General features: G+C 69.7%; 6 protein-coding genes. 5 read left to right on the forward strand and 1 reads right to left on the reverse strand.

All coding sequences use genetic code 11. The features are described 5' to 3' along the window. Positions 1-112 precede the first annotated feature (112 nt). Positions 113-829, forward strand: a complete 717-nt coding sequence (locus tag ACZ7LV_RS04380) for a type 1 glutamine amidotransferase (RefSeq protein WP_471935551.1) — start codon at positions 113-115, stop codon at positions 827-829. A gap of 109 nt (positions 830-938) precedes the next feature. Here ACZ7LV_RS04380 and ACZ7LV_RS04385 read toward each other — a convergent pair whose 3' ends face one another. Further along, a complete protein-coding gene (locus ACZ7LV_RS04385) occupies positions 939-1,511 on the reverse strand; it encodes a TetR/AcrR family transcriptional regulator (RefSeq protein ID WP_471935553.1) in 573 nt (190 codons plus the stop codon). Between the two features lie 92 nt (positions 1,512-1,603). Here ACZ7LV_RS04385 and ACZ7LV_RS04390 point away from each other — a divergent pair, with 92 nt between their 5' ends. The 4 genes from ACZ7LV_RS04390 to ACZ7LV_RS04405 all read left to right on the forward strand — a co-directional run bounded on the left by ACZ7LV_RS04390 (position 1,604) and on the right by ACZ7LV_RS04405 (position 19,619). Then, positions 1,604-1,948, forward strand: a complete 345-nt coding sequence (locus ACZ7LV_RS04390; protein ID WP_471935555.1) for an EthD domain-containing protein — start codon at positions 1,604-1,606, stop codon at positions 1,946-1,948. Between the two features lie 333 nt (positions 1,949-2,281). Then, on the forward strand, positions 2,282-2,521 hold the full coding sequence (locus ACZ7LV_RS04395; protein WP_471935557.1) for a hypothetical protein: 240 nt from the start codon (positions 2,282-2,284) through the stop codon (positions 2,519-2,521). Between the two features lie 428 nt (positions 2,522-2,949). Next, a complete protein-coding gene (locus ACZ7LV_RS04400) occupies positions 2,950-3,162 on the forward strand; it encodes an MbtH family protein (RefSeq protein WP_471935559.1) in 213 nt (70 codons plus the stop codon). 467 nt (positions 3,163-3,629) lie between these two features. Next, a complete protein-coding gene (locus ACZ7LV_RS04405) occupies positions 3,630-19,619 on the forward strand; it encodes a non-ribosomal peptide synthase/polyketide synthase (RefSeq protein ID WP_471935560.1) in 15,990 nt (5,329 codons plus the stop codon). Positions 19,620-19,657 lie beyond the last annotated feature (38 nt).

Genomic DNA, 19,657 nt, shown 5'->3' on the forward strand with positions numbered 1-19,657 from the left:
AGGAGGGCGTCAATTTCAGGAGCCGCTCAGGGGAAGTTTTCACGAGTCGACAACACTGCGTATGGCCGGATGCGTAACTCGGCGCACACGAATTTCCAAGAGAGGCCTGCCTGTGACTGCCCTTCCCGAAGTCCTCGTCATCCAGAACTCTTCGACGAGTGGCCCACGCCGACTGCTGGACTGGTGGCAGGGCCGCTTGTCCGTGCACCTCGTGCAGGGTCAGGACGGGTTGCCGGCATCGCTGCACGGGTACGACGGGCTCGTCCTGCTCGGCGGCGGACTTCTGCCCGACGACGACCGGCGCGCACCCTGGCTTGCGCAGGAGAGGCGGCTCGCAGCCGCCGCGCTCGACGCGGATCTCCCCACTTTCGGCATCTGTCTCGGCGCGCAGCTGCTCGCCCATGTCGCAGGGGGGACGGTCGAGGGGGAGTGGGGTGAACCCGAGCGTGGCGCGACGCGGATAGATGTGACGGAGGACGGTGGGGCGGACGGCGTGCTCGATGCGTACGCACCGTTCGCATACGTCGTCCAGAACCACCGGGACGCGATCACGGCGCTGCCGCGCGAGGCTGTTCTTCTCGCACGGAGCGCGAAGTGCCCCTACCAAGCGTTCCGGCTCGGCCGCCACGTGCGCGGTGTGCAGTTCCACCCCGAAGCAGGAGCCGTCGACCTTCGGCGATGGGACGAGGCCGCACTGCGTGGCGGCGGCTTGGACCTCACTGACCTCGTCCGTCGCGCGGAGGCGGTGGAGGAGGACTCCAGCCGCCGCAGTCGGGAGGCCATGAACAGCTTCGCCGATGAGGTCGCCGGCGCGCGGCCACGACGCTGACCTCATGTCCGGCAGCGACCGGCTCGGTGTGCTGACGCTGTTGTTGTTGAGGTGCTGCGCCGCTTTTTCGGCGTCCAGGGCGTCGGAGGAGGTGGCGAAGTCGAGGGCCCTACCGGTCGATCCCCTGGAGGATGAGGTCGAGCAGTCGGTGGGAGCGCTGGTCGTCGCCGGTCTCGGCGGCCGTGGCGACCGCGTTGACCAGTGCGAGCAAGTCGTCGACGTGCAGATCGGCGCGCACGGAGCCTTCCTTCATGGCGGCGAAGAGCAGGGATGTCGCTGTTGCCAGGACGGCTTCCCGGCATGCCGCTATGAGGGCTGAGTCCTCGGTGTGACCGGTGTTGAGGGCGGCGGCCAGGCCCCTGTGGGCGCTGACGTGCTGGATGTAGGACCGCATCCATCCGACGAGCGCGGCGCGGGGAGGACTGTCGGTGCTGAGACGGTCGCCGAGCGCACACAGCGCCTCGACCTCGTTGACGCAGACCGCGACGATGAGGTCCCGCCGCGTGGGGAAGTGCCGGTAGAGCGTGGCATTGCCGACGCCCGCGCGCCGCGCGATCACATCGAGGGGCGCGTCAGGTCCCTGCTCGGCGTAGACGTCGCCGGCCGCGGCGACCAGCGCCTCGTAGTTGCGGCGGGCGTCGGCGCGGAGCGGGGGCTGGGCGAATCGTCTTGCTTCGGTCACTGAGACCCTTCTTGTCAACCGGGGGATTCCCCGGTTAGCCTACCAAGCGTGTAACTGGGGAGTTCCCCGTTTTCGTCCAGAGGAGCCTGATCATGCTGAAGCGCCTGTCGTACATCAAGAAGCGGGACGACATGAGTACGGAAGCCTTCATCGACCACTACGAGAATCGGCACGTACCCCTGATCCTCAGCGTCGCCCCGACCCCTTTGGTCTACAAGCGCCATTACCTGGTGCGCGGCGACGCGTACAACCTTCGAGAAGAAGGTGTCGACTTCGACGTCGTGACCGAGATGGCCTGGGCGGACCGAGCCGAGCAGCTGGCCTGGTTCGCCAGGATTCAGGAGGCGGCCGACCTTGTGGCGGCCGACGAAGCAAGATTCCTCGACCGCTCCAGCATGCGCTCACTGCTTGTCGAGCAGAGAGTGACCGCGGGCTGACGGCCGGCCGGACCCCGACAGCGGCGGCGCGGCGCGGACAGCGTCTCCGCGCGCCCGTGGGTCCATACTCCAAGTCCCAGACCGGTCAACCAGGTTGGTACCGGCTCTCACGCACCGGCCTCACGAACGAGGAGCCTTGATGAAAGGCGCGCACGTCGCGATACCCCGCTTTGCCGTGAATACCGGGATCATCGTGACCACTGGGATCATCCTGGCCGGCTTCGCCGGCCTCACCGGCGGAACGGTCGGCTTTTGAGGGCCCGTCGGTGGATCTTTGCCGCCTGGGCTGGGCTGTGCCTGGCCGGCATCGCTGCCACCTCCGCCCTCAACGCCGTGCCGGACACGGACAAGAGGGAATCTCCGGCCGAGGAGCCGTCACCGACCGGCACGTACGTCGTCGACTGCCAGGCCCTTGCCGATGACATCGAACGAGCTCGCGCCAAGACGGAGCGAGAGCGGCGGGAAGCGCTCGACCCGTCCGCGACCCCGATGTACCCGGGCAGAGACACCTTGAAGGTAGTGGCGGTACCAGAGGAGTGCGCGGACGAGCTCGAAGAGCGCGGGCTGGGCTGAGCTTGGGGCAGGCTGCGCTGCGGCAGGCCGGTGACGAACCCGAACATCAGGATCCCCGCGCATGAGGGGTGCGCCGGCCTGTTGTGACAACGCACAACGCCGCGGCGACGCGACACGGTGTGCGGTGTGAGTCGCGATGAACGGTGTGCGGTGCCGGTGGCACGGGGCAGTGTGAACGCCGTAGGGCCGGGCCCTCCTGGGAGGGGAGGTGAAGTGTGAGTCCCCGGGGGCACGATGGCATCCAACACACCCACTGCACCCAACGAAGATCACCAACAGTGACGGAGCGTCACCAAAAAGGGTCTACTCACCATCGCAAGATCATCCCGCAGCCGACCGGGAGTACCTCCGTGTTCACTTGCGGTGGTTGTACTCCTCTGAGTCAAGTTCACCAAAAACACAAGTAATAAGTACTAGAAAGTCCAGATGTGACGAATCCGTTCGAGGATCAAGAAGCTACTTACCTGGTGCTGGTCAACCCGGAGAAGCAGTACTCGCTCTGGCCGACCTTCGTCGACGTCCCCGAGGGCTGGCAGGTCGCGTTCGGCGAGGCCTCGCGACAGGACTGCCTGGACTACGTCGAGCGCACTTGGACCGACATGCGGCCCCAGAGCCTGGTTGATGCCATGGGCGGGAATTGAGGGCTGCGACTCTTGTGGTCCGCTGGATCCCAGCGGACCACTCTCGGGGCCGCTCAGTCCCGGGAATCGGTGCCGTCGCGCGCTGCATGTCTTCGCCGACCATTTTCTTCACCGCCCGGACGTGAGCCCTGAGGCAGGTGCCCGATCCGCCGCCGGGGAAGGCGGACGTGGGCCGATGTGCGCCCACAGGTGACCCGTAGGGCATCGAATTGTTCGCGCGGGCCTTGTCCAAGGCGGCGGAGAATCGTTCTCAAACGACATCAGCGAACTCCCCCATAAGCGGGGAGGGTTCCAAGGCTTCGCCTGCGGCCACCCCTGGTGGTCCAGCATGACACCACGCTCACAGCCAGGCTTCCGAGAGCCGAAAGAGCGTGTAGACCACTTCTCTCGCTGACAGACGCCGAGTCTGCGCTGCACAGGTTTTTTCCTGATTTCTCGCTGGATACCAAGTACACGGGACATTCGATATGTCGAACCATGCCAAAAAGGCCCTGACCGCAGCTCAAGAAGGCATCTGGTACGCCCAGGCACTGGATCCGGAGAGCCCGGCCCAGAACATGGTGGACTACCTGGACATCGCCGGCGCTCTGCAGCTTGCCCTGCTGGAGAAAGCGTTCCACCAGGCGCTGGCCGAGACCGAGTTGTTGCGTGTGCGGTTCGGCCAGAGCGGCGACGAGCCGTGGCAGGTGGTCGACCCCCTGCTCGACTTCCGGTTGCCCGTGATCGACCTACGGCAGGAGCCCGAGCCGGCTGCGGTCGCAGAGGCATGGATGCGTACCGAGGCGGCCCGCCCCGCCGATCTCGAGGACGGCCGCATCTGGGCCCTCGCCGCGCTCCTGGTGGGCGAGGACAGGACCATGGTGTACCTGGGGGCCCATCACATCGCGCTGGACGGCATCGGATACTCGGTGTGGCTGAACCGGGTGGCGGAGATCTACACCGCACTGGAGGACGGGCAGGACTGCCCGTCCACGCCGTTCGCGACCCTCGACGAGATCGTGGCCGACGATACGTCGTACCGCGGGAGCGAGCAGTTCGCACGGGACCGGGCGTACTGGGCGGAGCAGATGGGGGACGCACCCGAGGCCGTGACCCTGGCCTCGAAAACGGCGTTCGCATCCCGTCACTCTCACCGCCGGACCGCCGTGGTCTCGGCCGAAGTCGCGCAGTCGCTGCGGCAGTTGGCCCGCGCGTCGGGCGTCGCCTTGCCCGCCCTGTTGATCGGGGCCGCCGGGCTGTACGTGCATCGGGTGGCGCAGGTGCAGGAGGTCGTGCTGGGACTGACCGTCACGGCACGCAAGGGGTCGCGTGTGCGGGGGTCGTTGGCGAGCATGGCCCAGGCGCTGCCGCTGCGTCTGCCCATGGCGCCGGGCATGAGCGTGCGTGACCTGGCTCGGGGGGCGTCCGCACGGAGCCGGGGGGTCCTCCAGCATCAGCGATACCGGTACGAGCACCTGCACCGCGACCTGAAGCTCGCGCGTACGGGCGGTCGCCTGTTCGGCCCTGTCATCAACTTCCTTCCCGACGACCGGACAATGCCCCGGTTCGGGCGATGCGAGACCACCGCGCGCACCTACCTGGCGAACGGTGCCGTGGACGACCTGACGATCCTCGTCTACGAGCGGGACGCAGGTCTGCGGGTGGACTTCCTGGCCAACCCCGCGCTCTACACCGAAGAGGAGAGCGCCGCCCACCAGACGCGCTTTCTTCATCTGCTCGCGGCCCTGGCCCGCTTGGAGCCGGATTCGCCGATCGCCCGGCTTGGTCTGGCCACCCCCGTCGAACACCACCGCACTGTGGTGGAGTGGAACGCCACTACCCGGGACGTTCCACCGCTGACGCTTCCCGAGCTGTTCGAGGCGCAGGTCGTGCGCACGCCGGACGCCACCGCGGTGGTGTTCGAGGACACGAGGACGACGTATGCGGAGCTGAACGCCCGGGCGAACCGTCTGGCGCGGCTGCTGGTCACCAGAGGTGTGGGGCCGGAGGGCCGGGTGGCCGTACTGATGGACCGCTCGGCGGAGTTGGTGGTCGCCCTGCTGGCGGTGATGAAGGCGGGGGCGGCGTACGTGCCGCTCGATCCGGGTCATCCGGTCGAGCGGATCGGGTATGTGAGGGACGATGCCCGGCCCGCGCTGGTGGTGACGACCCGTGCGGTGGAGTCGGTGCTGCCCGAGGGTGTGGCGCGGCTGGTCGTGGACGCCCCGGAGACGGTCGAGGCAATCGCACGCCTTGATGGCGGGGACCTGTCCGACGCCGACCGTGGCGTGGCGCTGCTGCCCGCTCAGCCCGCGTACGTGATCTACACCTCGGGTTCCACGGGCCGTCCCAAGGGTGTGGTGGTCTCGCACGAGGCGCTCGGCAATTTCGTGGCGGCCCTGCGTGAGCAGCTGATGTTGGACGCGGACGACACCCTTGTCGCGGTGACCACGGTGGCCTTCGACATCCATACGCTGGAGCTGTACGTACCGCTGGTGTCGGGCGCCCGCGTGGTGCTGGCCGACCGCGACACTCCTCGGGATCCGCAGGCGCTGGCCAGGCTGATCGAGCGGTCGGGTGCGACGGTGCTGCAGGCGACGCCCGCGGTGTGGCAGGCCTTGGCCGACGATGCCCCGGACGTGATCAGCGGGTTGCGGGCACTGGTCGGTGGTGAGGCCCTGTCCCCGGCGCTCGCCCAGCGGTTGATGGCGGCGGCGGTGTCGGTGACCAACCTGTACGGCCCGACGGAGACGACCGTGTGGTCGACCTCGGCGGCTTTGCATGCCGGACACGACGGCCGTGTGCCCATTGGTCAGCCGATCTGGAACACCCGGGTGTTCGTGCTGGACGCCACGTTGCGGCCGGCGCCGGTCGGGGTGGCGGGGGAGTTGTATGTGTCCGGGGCCGGTCTGGCCCGGGGATACTTCGACCGGCCCGCGCTGTCCGCGGAGCGGTTCGTCGCCAATCCCTACGGCGGGCCGGGCGAGCGGATGTACCGTACCGGTGACCTGGCCCGGTGGAGCAGCGACGGGCAGCTGGAGTATCTGGGCCGTACCGACGACCAGGTGAAGGTGCGCGGCTTCCGTATCGAGCTCGGTGAGGTCGAGGCGGTGTTGGCCGCGCACCCGGCCGTGGCTCAGGCCGCGGTCGTCGTTCGCGAGGACCGGCCCGGTGACAGGCGCCTGGTCGGCTACGTCGTCCCCGCCGGGGACTTCGCGTCGCACACGGACGGTTCCGCCCTGCGTGCCCACGTCGCGGGCTTGCTGCCGGACTACATGGTGCCCGCCGCGGTGGTGTTCCTGGACGCGCTCCCGCTCACGGCGAACCGCAAGCTCGACCGCAAGGCGTTGCCCGCCCCCGATTACGGCTCCGGTGTCACCGGCCGGGGTCCGGGAAGCGCGCAGGAGGAAATCCTGTCCGCGCTGGTCGCCGAAGTGCTGAACATGCCGTCGGTCGGTATCGACGACAACTTCTTCGAGCTGGGTGGGCACTCCCTGCTCGCGACCCGTCTGGTCAGCCGCATCCGGTCGGTGTTCGGGGTCGAGGTACCGATCCGGACACTGTTCGAGGCAGCGACGCTACGTGAACTGGCGAGCCGGTTGACCACTTCCGGTGTGTCCCGCTCCCCGTTGGCGCCCGTGGAGCGGCCGGAGTCGGTGCCGTTGTCGTTCGCGCAGCAGCGGCTGTGGTTCCTGGGCGAGTTGGAGGGGCCGTCCGCGACCTACAACATTCCGATGGTGTTGCGGCTGAACGGCACGCTGGACACCGAGGCCCTGCATGCCGCCCTGCGGGACGTGGTGGGCCGGCACGAAGTCCTGCGCACGGTGATCACCGCCGTGGACGGTCGGCCGTACCAGCGGATCATGGATGCCGAGGCGGTGGGTGACCTGCTCACCGTCGTCGACGCCGAAGACGTCACGCAAGCCGGAGTGACCCGCCTGGTCGCCGAGGCGGCGGAGCACCGGTTCGACCTCGCGGCCGAGATCCCCTTGCGGGCCTGCTTGTTGCGGACCGGTCCCGACGAGCACGTGCTCGTCGTGGTGATGCACCACATCGCGGGTGACGGCTGGTCCTTCGGCCCCCTGGCCCGTGATCTGTCGGCCGCCTACGCCGCCCGCACCACCGACGACGTCCCCACCTGGGATCCGCTGCCCGTGCAGTACGCCGACTACGGCATGTGGCAGCGAGACCTGCTCGGCGACGAGACCGACCCTGACAGTCTCCTGACCGAGCAACTCGCCTACTGGCGCCACGCGCTGCACGGGACGCCGGAGGAACTGACGCTGCCGGCCGACCGGCAGCGTCCGCCGATGGCCTCCCACCGCGGTGGCACCGTCGACCTGCACATCGACGCCGAAGTCCACCAAGCGGTAGTGTACCTGGCCCGAGCACAGGGTGTGACAGTGTTCATGGTGATGCAGGCGGCACTGGCCGCCCTGCTGCACCGCCTCGGCGCCGGGGACGACATACCCATCGGCACCCCCGTTGCCGGACGGACCGACGAGGCACTCGACGACCTGGTCGGATTCTTCGTCAACACCCTCGTCCTGCGCGCCGACGTGTCGGGTGATCCCACGTTTTTGGACATGCTGAGTCAGGCGCGAGAGGCAGCCCTTGGCGCCTACGCGCACCAGGACGTGCCGTTCGAACGCCTGGTGGAAGAGCTCACGCCGGCCCGGTCGATGGCCCGCCACCCGCTGTTCCAGGTCATGCTGACCCTGCAGAACAACATCACACCGGATCTCGACCTGCCCGGCCTGACCGTCGAGGTACTGCCCACCGGCAACGGTCCCGCCAAGTTCGACCTGGACGTCCAGCTCAGCGAACACCTCACCGACGACGGAAGCCCCGCGGGCCTGCACGGCGTCCTCACCTACGCCGCCGACCTGTTCGACCACCACACCGCCACCGGCTTCGGTGAACGACTCGTCCGGGTCCTGGAAACAGTGACGGCGACGCCGTCCGTCCTGGTGAGCCGGATCGCCATGCTCAGTCCGGCCGAACAGCACCGCGCTCTCGTGGAGTGGAACGACACGGCCCGGCAGGTGCCGCGGACCACGGTCACGGAGTTGTTCGAGTCGCAGGTCATGCGTACACCCTCGGCGCCGGCCGTGGTGTTCGAAGGCGTGGAGGTGTCCTACGCGGAACTCAACGCCCGCGCCAACCGGCTCGCCCGCCTGCTGGTGGAGCACGGGGTCCAGCCCGAGCAGCTGGTCGCGCTCGCGCTCCCTCGGTCCGTCGACCTCGTCGTCGCCATCCTGGCCACACTCAAGGCCGGGGCTGCCTACCTCCCGATCGATCCCGGTCACCCGGCCGATCGCATCGGGTACGTGATGGGCGAAGCCCGGCCCGCGCTGGTGGTGACGACCCGTGCGGTGGCGTCGGTGCTGCCCGAGGGCATGGCGCGGCTGGTCGTGGATGCCCCGGAGACGGTCGAGGCGATTTCCCGATGTGAAGGTGGGGACCTGACCGACGCGGACCGTGCCGCGGTGCTGCTGTCCGCTCACCCCGCCTACGTGATCTACACCTCGGGCTCCACGGGGAGGCCGAAGGGAGTGATGGTCTCCCACGAGGCGCTCGGCAACTTCGTGGCTGCCATGCGCGAGCACCTGACGTTGGACGCCGACGACACCCTTGTCGCGGTAACGACGGTGACGTTCGACATCCATACGCTGGAGCTGTACGTACCGCTGGTGTCGGGCGCCCGCGTGGCACTGGCAGACCGGGACGCCGCCCGAGACCCCCAGGCGTTGGCGGAACTCATCGACCGGTCGGGTGCCACGGTGCTGCAGGCGACGCCCGCGGTGTGGCAGGCCCTGACCATGGAGGCTGCGGACGCGATCAGCGGGCTGCGGGCACTGGTCGGCGGCGAGGCACTGCCTCCGGCGCTGGCGCAACGGTTGACGGCGGCGGCGGTGTCGGTGACCAACCTGTACGGTCCGACGGAGACCACCGTGTGGGCGACGTTGGCCCCCGTGGATCCCGGACACGACGGCCGTGTGCCCATTGGTCAGCCGATCTGGAACACCCGGGTGTTCGTGCTGGACGCCGCGTTGCGGCCGGTGCCGGTCGGGGTGGCGGGGGAGTTGTATGTGTCCGGGGCCGGTCTGGCCCGGGGATACATCGACCGGCCCGCGCTGTCCGCGGAGCGGTTCGTCGCCCACCCCTACGGCACGCCCGGCGAGCGGATGTACCGCACGGGCGACCTCGCCCGATGGAACAGCGACGGGCAGCTCGAATACCTCGGCCGTACCGACGACCAGGTCAAGATCCGCGGCTTCCGCATCGAACTCGGCGAGATCCAGACCGCCTTGCTCACCCACCCGTCCGTCGGCCAGGCGGCAGTGGTGGTGCGTGAGGACCACCCCGGCGACAAGCGCCTGGTCGGATACATCGTCCCGGCGAGCGGTCCGGACGGTGTGGACACCACGGACGTCCTTGCCGGGCTGTCGGCCGCGTTGCCGGACTACATGCTGCCGGCGGCGATCGTCGTATTGGACGCGCTCCCGCTGACGGCGAATCGCAAGGTGGACCGGAAAGCCTTGCCCGCCCCCGAGTACGGTGCCGGCGCCGTCGGCCGGGGTCCGGGAAGCGTGCAGGAGGAGATCCTGTGCGCGGTCTTCGCCGAGGTGCTCGACGTGCCCGAGGTCGGGGTCGACGACAACTTCTTCGACCTCGGCGGGCACTCCCTGCTCGCGACCCGTCTGGTCAGCCGCATCCGGTCGGTGTTCGGAGTGGAGGTACCGATCCGGACCTTGTTCGAGACCCCCACCCCGGCCGCCCTCGCGGGCAGGTTGACCACCTCCCGGGTCTCCCGGCCTTCGTTGGTGCCCGTGGAGCGGCCGGAGTCGGTGCCGTTGTCGTTCGCGCAGCAGCGGCTGTGGTTCCTGGGGGAGTTGGAGGGTCCGTCCGCGACCTACAACATTCCGATGGTGTTGCGGCTGACGGGCATGCTGGACACCGACTCCCTGCATGCCGCCGTGCGGGACGTGGTGGGCCGGCACGAAGTCCTGCGCACGGTGATCACCGCCGTGGACGGCCGACCGTACCAGCGGATCATGGATGCCGAGGCGGTGGGTGACCTGCTCACCGTCGTCGACGCCGAAGACGTCACGCAAGCCGGAGTGACCCGCCTGGTCGCCGAGGCGGCGGAGCACCGGTTCGACCTCGCGGCCGAGATCCCGCTGCGGGCCTCCCTGTTGGGGATTGGCCCCGACGAGCACGTGCTCGTCGTGGTGGTGCACCACATCGCGGGTGACGGCTGGTCGTTGGGTCCGCTGGCACATGACGTGTCGGCCGCCTATTCCGCCCGCTCCGCCGGTGGTGTCCCCACGTGGGTGCCGCTGCCCGTGCAGTACGCCGACTACGGCATGTGGCAGCGAGACCTGCTCGGCGACGAGGCCGACCCTGACAGCCTCCTGGCCGAGCAACTCGTCTACTGGCGGGAGGCATTGGACGGGGTGCCCGAGGAGTTGGCGCTGCCGGTCGACCGGCAGCGTCTGCCGGTGGCCTCGCATCGCGGCGGCAGGGTCGAGCTGCACATCGACGCCGAAGTGCACGAGGCGTTGGTCGAGTTGGCGCGGGCACAGGGTGTGACCGTGTTCATGGTGGTGCAGGCGGCGCTTGTCGTCCTGCTCAACCGCCTCGGTGCGGGGGAGGACATCCCCATCGGCACCCCCGTTGCCGGACGGACCGACGAGGCACTCGACGACCTGGTCGGGTTCTTCGTCAACACCCTTGTCCTGCGCTCCGACGTCTCAGGCGACCCCGGCTTCACCCAGCTCCTCGGGCGGATCCGTGAGCGCGCGCTGAACGCCTACGCGCACCAGGACGTGCCGTTCGAGCGGCTGGTGGAAGAGCTCACGCCGGCTCGTTCGATGGCCCGCCACCCGCTGTTCCAGGTCATGCTGACCTTGCAGAACAACACGCAGGCCAAGCTGGACCTGCCGGGCCTGACCGTCGAGGTACTGCCCACCGGCGACGGTCCCGCCAAGTTCGACCTGGACGTCCAGCTCGGCGAACACCTCACCGAGGACGGAAGCCCCGCGGGCCTGCACGGCGTCCTCACCTACGCCACCGACCTGTTCGACCACGACACCGCCGCCGGCATCGCCGAACGCTTCCTCCGCGTCCTGCACACCGTGACCGCGAATCCGTCGGTGCCGGTCAACCACGTCGAGGTACTCGACACCGCCGAACGCCATCGCGTCCTGGTGGAGTGGAACGACACAGCCCGGCAGGTGCCGCGGACCACGGTCACGGAGTTGTTCGAGTCGCAGGTCATGCGTACCCCCTCGGCGCCGGCCGTGGTGTTCGAAGGCGTGGAAGTGTCCTACGCGGAACTCAACGCCCGCGCGAACCGGCTCGCCCGCCTGCTGGTGGAGCACGGGGCCCAGCCCGAGCAGCTGGTCGCGCTCGCGCTCCCTCGGTCCGTCGACCTCGTCGTCGCCATCCTCGCCGTGCACAAGGCAGGGGCTGCCTACCTCCCGATCGATCCCGGTCACCCGGCCGATCGCATCGCCTATCTCCTTTCCGAGGCACGACCCTCGGTCCTCATCGCCGACGATGCGACGTGGGAGCGTCTGACGGGCGTCGACGTGGCCCGTTTGTCACTCGACGATCCCCAGTTGAGGCAGGACCTGTCGGGCCGCGCCGATCATGATCTGTCCGACGGGGAACGGCGCGGGCCGCTGCTGCTCGACCACCGCGCGTACGTCGTCTACACCTCCGGCTCCACGGGGCGTCCCAAGGGCGTGGTGGTCACGCACCGCTCGCTCGCCAACAACATCGCCGCCGTCGTGCCGGAGTACCGGATCGACGCGCGATCGCGGGTGCTGGGCGCGACGGCGTTCAGCTTCGACGTGTCGGTACAGGACCTCTTCCTCACCCTGACCTCCGGCGCGGCCTTCGTGCTCGCCGCCGATGAGGACCGGGTCGACCTCGACCGCCTCCAGGGATTGATGCGTACGCAGAGCGTGTCGATGGCGCATGTGACGCCCGGCGTCGCGCGGTCGCTGGACCCCGCGCGGTTGCCGGAGCTGCGGTTGCTCGTCGTGGGGGGTGAAGCGCCGGACGGGGGTCTGATCGACCGGTGGGCCACTGCCGATCGGGAGTTCTACAACAGTTACGGGCCGACGGAGACGACCATCGGTGCCACGCTGATGCGGTGTGCCGCGCCCTCGGAGGGCCGTACGCCGCCCATCGGCCGTCCTCTGGCGAACACCCGGGCCTTTGTGCTGGATCGATCGTTGCGGCCGGTGCCTGTGGGGGTGGCCGGTGAGTTGTACCTGGCCGGTGTCCAGCTGGCGCGGGGATACCTGGACCGTCCCGGGTTGACGGCGGAGCGGTTCGTCGCGAACCCCTTCGGAGGGCCGGGGGAGCGGATGTACCGGACCGGGGACCTGGTCCGGTGGAACGCCGAGGGGCAACTCCACTTCCTGGGCCGTACCGATGACCAGGTCAAGATCCGCGGCTTCCGCATCGAACTCGGTGAGGTCGAGACCGCCTTGCGCAGCCACCCGTCCGTCGCCCAGGCGGCGGTGGTGGTGCGTGAGGACCAGCCCGGCGACAAGCGCCTCGTCGGCTATGTCGTTCCGGCGAGCGGTCCGGACGGTGTGGACCTCTCGGACGTCCGTGCCGGCCTGTCGGCCGTGTTGCCGGACTACATGCTGCCGGCGGCGATCGTCGAACTGGACACGCTCCCGCTGACGGTGAACCGCAAGCTGGACCGCAAGGCCCTGCCCGCCCCCGACTACACCGCCGCGAGCCCGGGCCGGGAAGCACGGACTCTCCAGGAGCACCTCCTCGGCCAGGCCTTCGCCGACGTCCTCGGTCTCCCGCACGTCGGGGTGGACGACAACTTCTTCGACCTCGGCGGCCATTCGCTCCTGGCGACGCGTCTGGTCAGCCGCATCCGCACCGCCCTCGGGGCCGAGATCCCGGTGCGGGCTCTGTTCGAAGCCCCCACCGTCGCCGGACTCGCCCTCCGTCTCGCCACGACCGGCGCCGGCACCGCACGCCTGCCGCTGACGGTCCGGCCCCGGCCCGGCACGGTGCCGCTGTCGTACGCCCAGCAACGCCTCTGGTTCCTGGAGCAGTTGGAAGGGCCTTCCGCGCTCTACAACATCCCCGTCGCCCTCCGCCTGACCGGGGACCTCGACATCGATGTCCTGCGCACCGCGCTCAACGACGTCGTCGCCCGCCACGAAGTCCTCCGCACCGTCTTCGGACATGCCGACGGCGTACCTGAGCAGCGAGTCCTCACCCAGCAGGCGAGCGACCTGCCGTTCCTTATGGAGGAGACGCCGGAGGGTGAGTGGGCCCGGGCAGTGGTCGAAGAAGCGCGTCGCCCCTTCGACCTCACCAATGAACTCCCGCTTCGGGCACGGCTGTTCACCGTCACGCCGCAGGAGCACGTGCTGGTCCTGGTGCTGCACCACATCGCCGGCGACGGCTGGTCCCTCGCACCGCTCGCCCGCGACATCTCCACGGCCTACACCGCCCGCGTAGGCGGCCGGACGCCGGACTGGGAACCGCTCCCGGTCCAGTACACGGACTACACCCTCTGGCAGCGCGCCCTCCTGGGCGAGGACCACGACGCGGCGAGCATCCTCAACCACCAACTGGACTACTGGCGTGAGACCCTCGCCGACCTGCCGGAGGAACTCACCCTGCCCACCGACCGGCCCCGGCCACCGGTGGCCACCCACCGCGGCGGCACCGTCGGCCTGCGCATCGACGGCGAACTCCACCAGCGGATCGCCGGTCTGGCCCGCGCCGAAGGCGTCACCGAGTTCATGGTGCTCCAGGCCGCCCTCGCGACCCTGCTCTTCCGCCTCGGCGCGGGCACCGACATCGCCATCGGGACGTCACTGGCGGGACGCACCGACGGAAGCGTGGACGAGCTGGTCGGCTTCTTCGTCAACACCCTGGTCCTGCGCACCGACCTTTCGGGCGCACCGTCCTTCCGTGAACTGACGCACCGCGTACGCGAACGGGGTCTGGACGCCTTCGCCCACCAGGACGTGCCCTTCGAACGGCTGGTGGAAGACCTGGCCCCCACCCGGTCCATGGCCCGCCATCCCCTCTTCCAGGTCATGCTCGCCCTGCAGAACGCCGCTCCCGCGAGCCTCGCCCTGCCCGGCGTCGAGGCCCACCTCCTCGACACGGGGGACCGGCCGGCCAAGTTCGACCTCGACATCCAGCTCCGCGAAGCCCCCACCGGTGGCCTGACCGGCTCCATCGTCTACGCCACCGACCTGTTCGACCACGGCACGGTGCAAGCACTGGCAGACCGGTTCGTCCGCGTCCTCGCCTCCGTGACCGCCGACCCCGCACGACCCGTCACGGACATCGACCTGCTCGGCGCGGACGAGCGGCACACCGTGCTGGCGGAGTGGAACGACACCGTGCACGAGGTGCCGGAGGCGACGCTTCCCGACCTCTTCCGGGCACAGGTCACGCGCACCCCCGACGCCACCGCCGTCGTCTTCGAGGACGTCCGGCTGTCCTACGCCGACCTCGACGCACGTGCCAACCGGCTCGCCCGTCTCCTGGCCGGACGCGGGGCCGGGCCCGAGACCCTCGTCGCGGTCCACCTGGAACGCTCCGCCGATCTGGTCGTCGCCCTGCTGGCCGTCCTCAAGACAGGCGCCGCCTACCTCCCCATCGACCCCGACCACCCCGCAGACCGCGTCACCCGTCTCCTCACCGACGCCGCTCCCGTACTCCTGCTCACCACGGATGCCCTGAGCCCGGCCGACGGCGGACCGGTCCCCTGTCTCCTCCTCGACGACCCGCGATTCGCCACCGCCCTCAGTGGGCTGTCCGCAGCCGACCTCGGGGACGGGGACCGCACCCGTGACCTTCTCGTCGATCACCCGGCGTACGTCATCTACACCTCCGGGTCCACCGGACGTCCGAAGGGCGTCACGCTGACCCACCGGGGGCTGGTCAACCGGCTGACGTGGATGCAGGACGCCTACCGGCTGACGCCGGACGACCGGGTGGTGCAGAAGACGCCGTTCGGGTTCGACGTGTCGGTGTGGGAGTTCTTCTGGCCGCTGATCGAGGGCGCCACCCTCGTCATGGCCCGGCCGGGCGGACACCGTGACCCGGTGTACCTGGCCGAGCTGATCCAGCGCGAGCAGGCCACCATCGCCCACTTCGTCCCGTCGATGTTGCAGGTGTTCGTCGCCGAACCCACCGCCCGGCAGTGCGTGTCCCTGCGGGCCGTGGTCTGCAGCGGCGAGGCGTTGTCCGCCGCGTCGCGCGACCAGTTCCACGCGGTGGTGCCGATCCCGCTGCACAATCTCTACGGCCCGACCGAGGCCGCCATCGACGTCACCGCCTTCACCTGTGAGCCGGGCACCGGCGCCGGTGGCGGGGTGCCGATCGGACGCCCGGTCTGGAACACCCGGGTGTTCGTGCTGGACGCGGCGCTGCGGCCGGTACCGGCCGGGGTGGCGGGCGAGCTGTACCTCTCCGGTGTGCAGCTGGCCCGGGGCTATCTGGACCGGCCCGGACTGACGGCCGAGCGGTTCGTCGCCCACCCCCACGGCGGGCCGGGTGAGCGGATGTACCGCACGGGTGACCTCGCCCGGTGGAACGCCGACGGTCAACTGGAGTACCTGGGCCGCACGGACGACCAGGTGAAGATCCGCGGGTTCCGTATCGAACTCGGCGAGATCGAAGCCGCCCTCCTCACCCACGCGTCCGTCGCACAGGCGGCCGTGGTGGTGCGGGAGGACCGGCCGGGCGACAAGCGCCTGGCCGGGTACGTGGTGGCCGCCGGCGACACGGATGTCGCGGAGATCCGCGCTCACCTGGCTCGCGTGTTGCCCGAGTACATGGTCCCGGCCGTGATCGTGGTGCTCGGCGAACTGCCGTTGATGGTCAACGGCAAGCTCGACCGTAGGGCGTTGCCTGCACCCGATTACGGTTCCGGTGCCACCGGGCGTGGGCCGTCGACGGTGCAGGAGGAAATTCTCTGCGCGCTATTCGCCGAGGTGCTCGGCCTGCCCTCCGTCGGTGTCGAAGACGACTTCTTCGAGCTGGGCGGGCACTCCCTGCTGGCGGTGACGCTGGTGGAGCGGGCCAGGGCGGCGGGTGTCGCGGTGGATGTACGGACGCTGTTCACCAGCCCGACCGTGTCCGGTCTGGCGGCGCTGCAGGGTGCTCCGAAGGTGGCGCTGCCGGCCAACGGGATCCCCGCCGGTGCCACGGCGATCACTCCGGAGATGGTGACGCTGGCCGACCTCACGGCGGAGGAGGTCGACAGAATCGTCGCGGAGGTGCCCGGCGGCGCCCCGAACGTGGCGGACGTGTACCCGCTGGCCCCGCTCCAGGAAGGCATCCTCTTCCACCACCTGCTGGAAGGCGAGAAAGGCACCGACCTCTACACGCTGCCCTACGTCCTCCGCCTCGACTCACGGCCGCGGGTGGACGCCTTCCTCGCCGCCGTGCAGCAGGTGGTCGACCGGCACGACATCCTGCGTACCGCCTTCCTGTGGGAAGGGCTCCGCGAGCCCGTCCAGGTCGTCCTGCGCACCGCCCCCGTCACGGTCAAGACGCTCGAACTGGACGGCGCGGACGTCGTGGGCGGCCTGCTGGCCACCCGCACCGCGCCGATGGACGTACGGAGCGCCCCCCTGTTGCAGGTCGGCGTCGCCCAGGACCCTGGCGACCAGCGGTGGTACGTCCTGCTCGAAGTGCACCACCTCGTGCAGGACCGTACGTCCCTCGCCCTGGTCTTCGACGAGATCCGCGCGATCCTCTCCGGAGACGGGGACACACTGCCGGCGCCGCTGCCGTTCCGTGAGTTCGTCGCCCAGGCACGGCTCACGATCCCGGCACACGAGCACGAGCGGTTCTTCGCGGAACTGCTGGGGGACGTGAGCGAGCCGACCGCGCCGTACGGCCTGCTGGACGTGCACGGCGACGGCAGCGGCGTGTCCGAGGTACGCATGCCACTCGAAGCGGACGTGGCGCGGCGACTGCGGGAGCAGGCGCGACACCTGGGGGTCAGCCCGGCGACGCTGTTCCACGTCGCCTGGGCGCGTGTCGTGTCCGCCACCTCCGGCCGTGACGACGTGGTGTTCGGCACCGTGCTCTTCGGCCGGATGAACGCGGGCGCCGGAGCCGACCGGATACCCGGCCTCTTCGTCAACACGCTGCCCGCCCGCCTCGACATCGGCTCCGTGAGCGTGCGGGACGCCGTGTACGCCATGCGGCGACAGCTCGCGGACCTGATGGTGCACGAGCACGCACCTCTCATCCTGGCTCAGCGGGCCAGCGCCCTTCCCGCGCGCACTCCCCTGTTCACCTCGCTGTTCAACTACCGCCACAGCGAGGACACCGCCGCACCGAGCCCCGACGGGATCGAACTGCTGCACGGGCACGAGCGCACCAACTACCCGCTGGAATTCTCCGTCAACGACACGGACCCCCTCTTCACCCTCACCGTCCAGTCGGTGGCCCCCGTCGATCCGCGAGCCGTGGGCGCCTTCATGCAGACCACGGTGGAGGAGCTCGTCACGGCGCTCGAGAAGGATCCCGGGCGACCGTTGCGCGCGCTCCACGTGCTGGACGACAAACAGCGCCGGGTGCTGGCCGACTGGAACGACACCGCTCGCGAGGTCGCTCCCGCGACGCTGCCCGAGCTGTTCCAGAGGCAGGCCGCCCGTACTCCGGAGGCGACCGCGGTGGTGTTCGAGGGTGTGCGGCTCAGCTATGGGGAGGTGAATGCGCGGGCCAACCGGCTGGCGCGTTTGCTGGTGGCGCGTGGGGCGGGTCCGGAGCGGCGGGTGGCGGTGATGATGGACCGCTCGACGGATCTCGTCGTCACGTTGCTCGCGGTGGTCAAGGCCGGTGCGGCGTATGTGCCGGTCGACCCGGAGTACCCGGCGGAGCGCGTGGCGTATGTGCTGGGGGACGCGAAGCCGGCGCTGGTGGTGACCACCGGTGAGGCCGGGGGCGTACTGCCGGAGAACGTGGCACGGGTGGTGCTGGACGACCCCGCGCTGATCAGCGAATGGGGGATCCGGGCCGAGGGCGACCTGTCGGATGCCGACCGGGGTGGGGTGCTGCTGCCGGCCCACCCGGCCTACGTCATCTACACCTCGGGATCCACCGGGCGGCCCAAGGGTGTGGCGGTCCCGCACGCGGGTGTGGTGAACCGGCTGGCGTGGATGCAGGACGCCTACCGCCTCACCCCCGACGACCGGGTGGTGCAGAAGACGCCGTTCGGGTTCGACGTGTCGGTGTGGGAGTTCTTCTGGCCGCTGCTGGAGGGTGCCACCCTCGTGGTGGCGCGTCCGGGTGGGCACCGTGATCCGGGATATCTGGCCGAGCTGATCCGGCGCGAGCAGGTGACGGTCGCCCACTTCGTGCCGTCGATGTTGCAGGTGTTCGTCGCCGCGGCCGAGGCGTCGGATGGGACGGTGCCGTCGCTGCGGGCGGTCATGGCCAGCGGCGAGGCTCTGCCGGCCGAGCTGCGGGACCGGTTCACGGCGTCCTTCGGGATCCCGCTGCACAACTTGTACGGGCCGACCGAGGCGTCGATCGATGTCACGGCCTTCACCTGCGAACCGGGTGCGGATGCCGGCGGTGTGGTGCCGATCGGCCGCCCGGTGTGGAACACGCGGGTGTTCGTGCTGGACGCCGCATTGCGCCCGGTGCCGCCGGGCGTGGCCGGAGAGTTGTATCTGGCCGGTGTCCAGCTGGCCCGCGGGTACGTCGGCCGGCCCGCACTGACGGCCGAGCGCTTCGTCGCCAACCCCCACGGCGAACCGGGTGAGCGGATGTACCGCACGGGCGACCTGGCCCGGTGGAACACCGAGGGCGCCCTGGAGTACCTGGGCCGCATCGACGACCAGGTCAAACTCCGCGGCTTCCGCATCGAACTCGGTGAGATCGAAGCCGCATTGCTCACCCACCCCTCGGTCGGTCAGGCAGCCGTGGTCGTCCGCGAAGACCAGCCGGGCGACAAGCGCCTCACCGGATACATCGTGCCCGCCCGAGAGTTGACCGCCGAGGACGTCAGCGCCTTCCGGGCTGCGGGCGGCGCTCTGCGGACCCATGTCGCGGCCCTGCTGCCGGAGTACATGGTCCCGTCCGCCATCGTGGTCCTGGAGGCGCTGCCGCTGACGGTGAACGGCAAGCTGAACCGCTCCGCCCTCCCGGCGCCCGAATACGCCGGCCAGCGCGAGAGCAGGGAACCCGCATCAGCCGAAGAGGCGGCTCTCTGCCGCATCTTCGCGCAGGTGCTGGGCGTCCCCGACATCGGAGTGGACGACAACTTCTTCGACCTCGGCGGGCACTCTCTCCTCGCGACCCAGCTCGCCGGTCACATCCGCGCCACCCTCGGCAGGGAAGTCCCGATCCGCGCGATCTTCGAAGCTCCCACACCCGCCGGCCTGGCGAAGCGGCTGGGTCCGGAGAAGCGCAGCCGGCCCGTCCTGAGTCCCCGGCCGCGCTGACGCCGCCGATCCTCTCGTTCCCGCGCCCCCATACCCGT

The sequence above is a fragment of the Streptomyces sp. NPDC107562 genome (genome assembly GCF_055657325.1).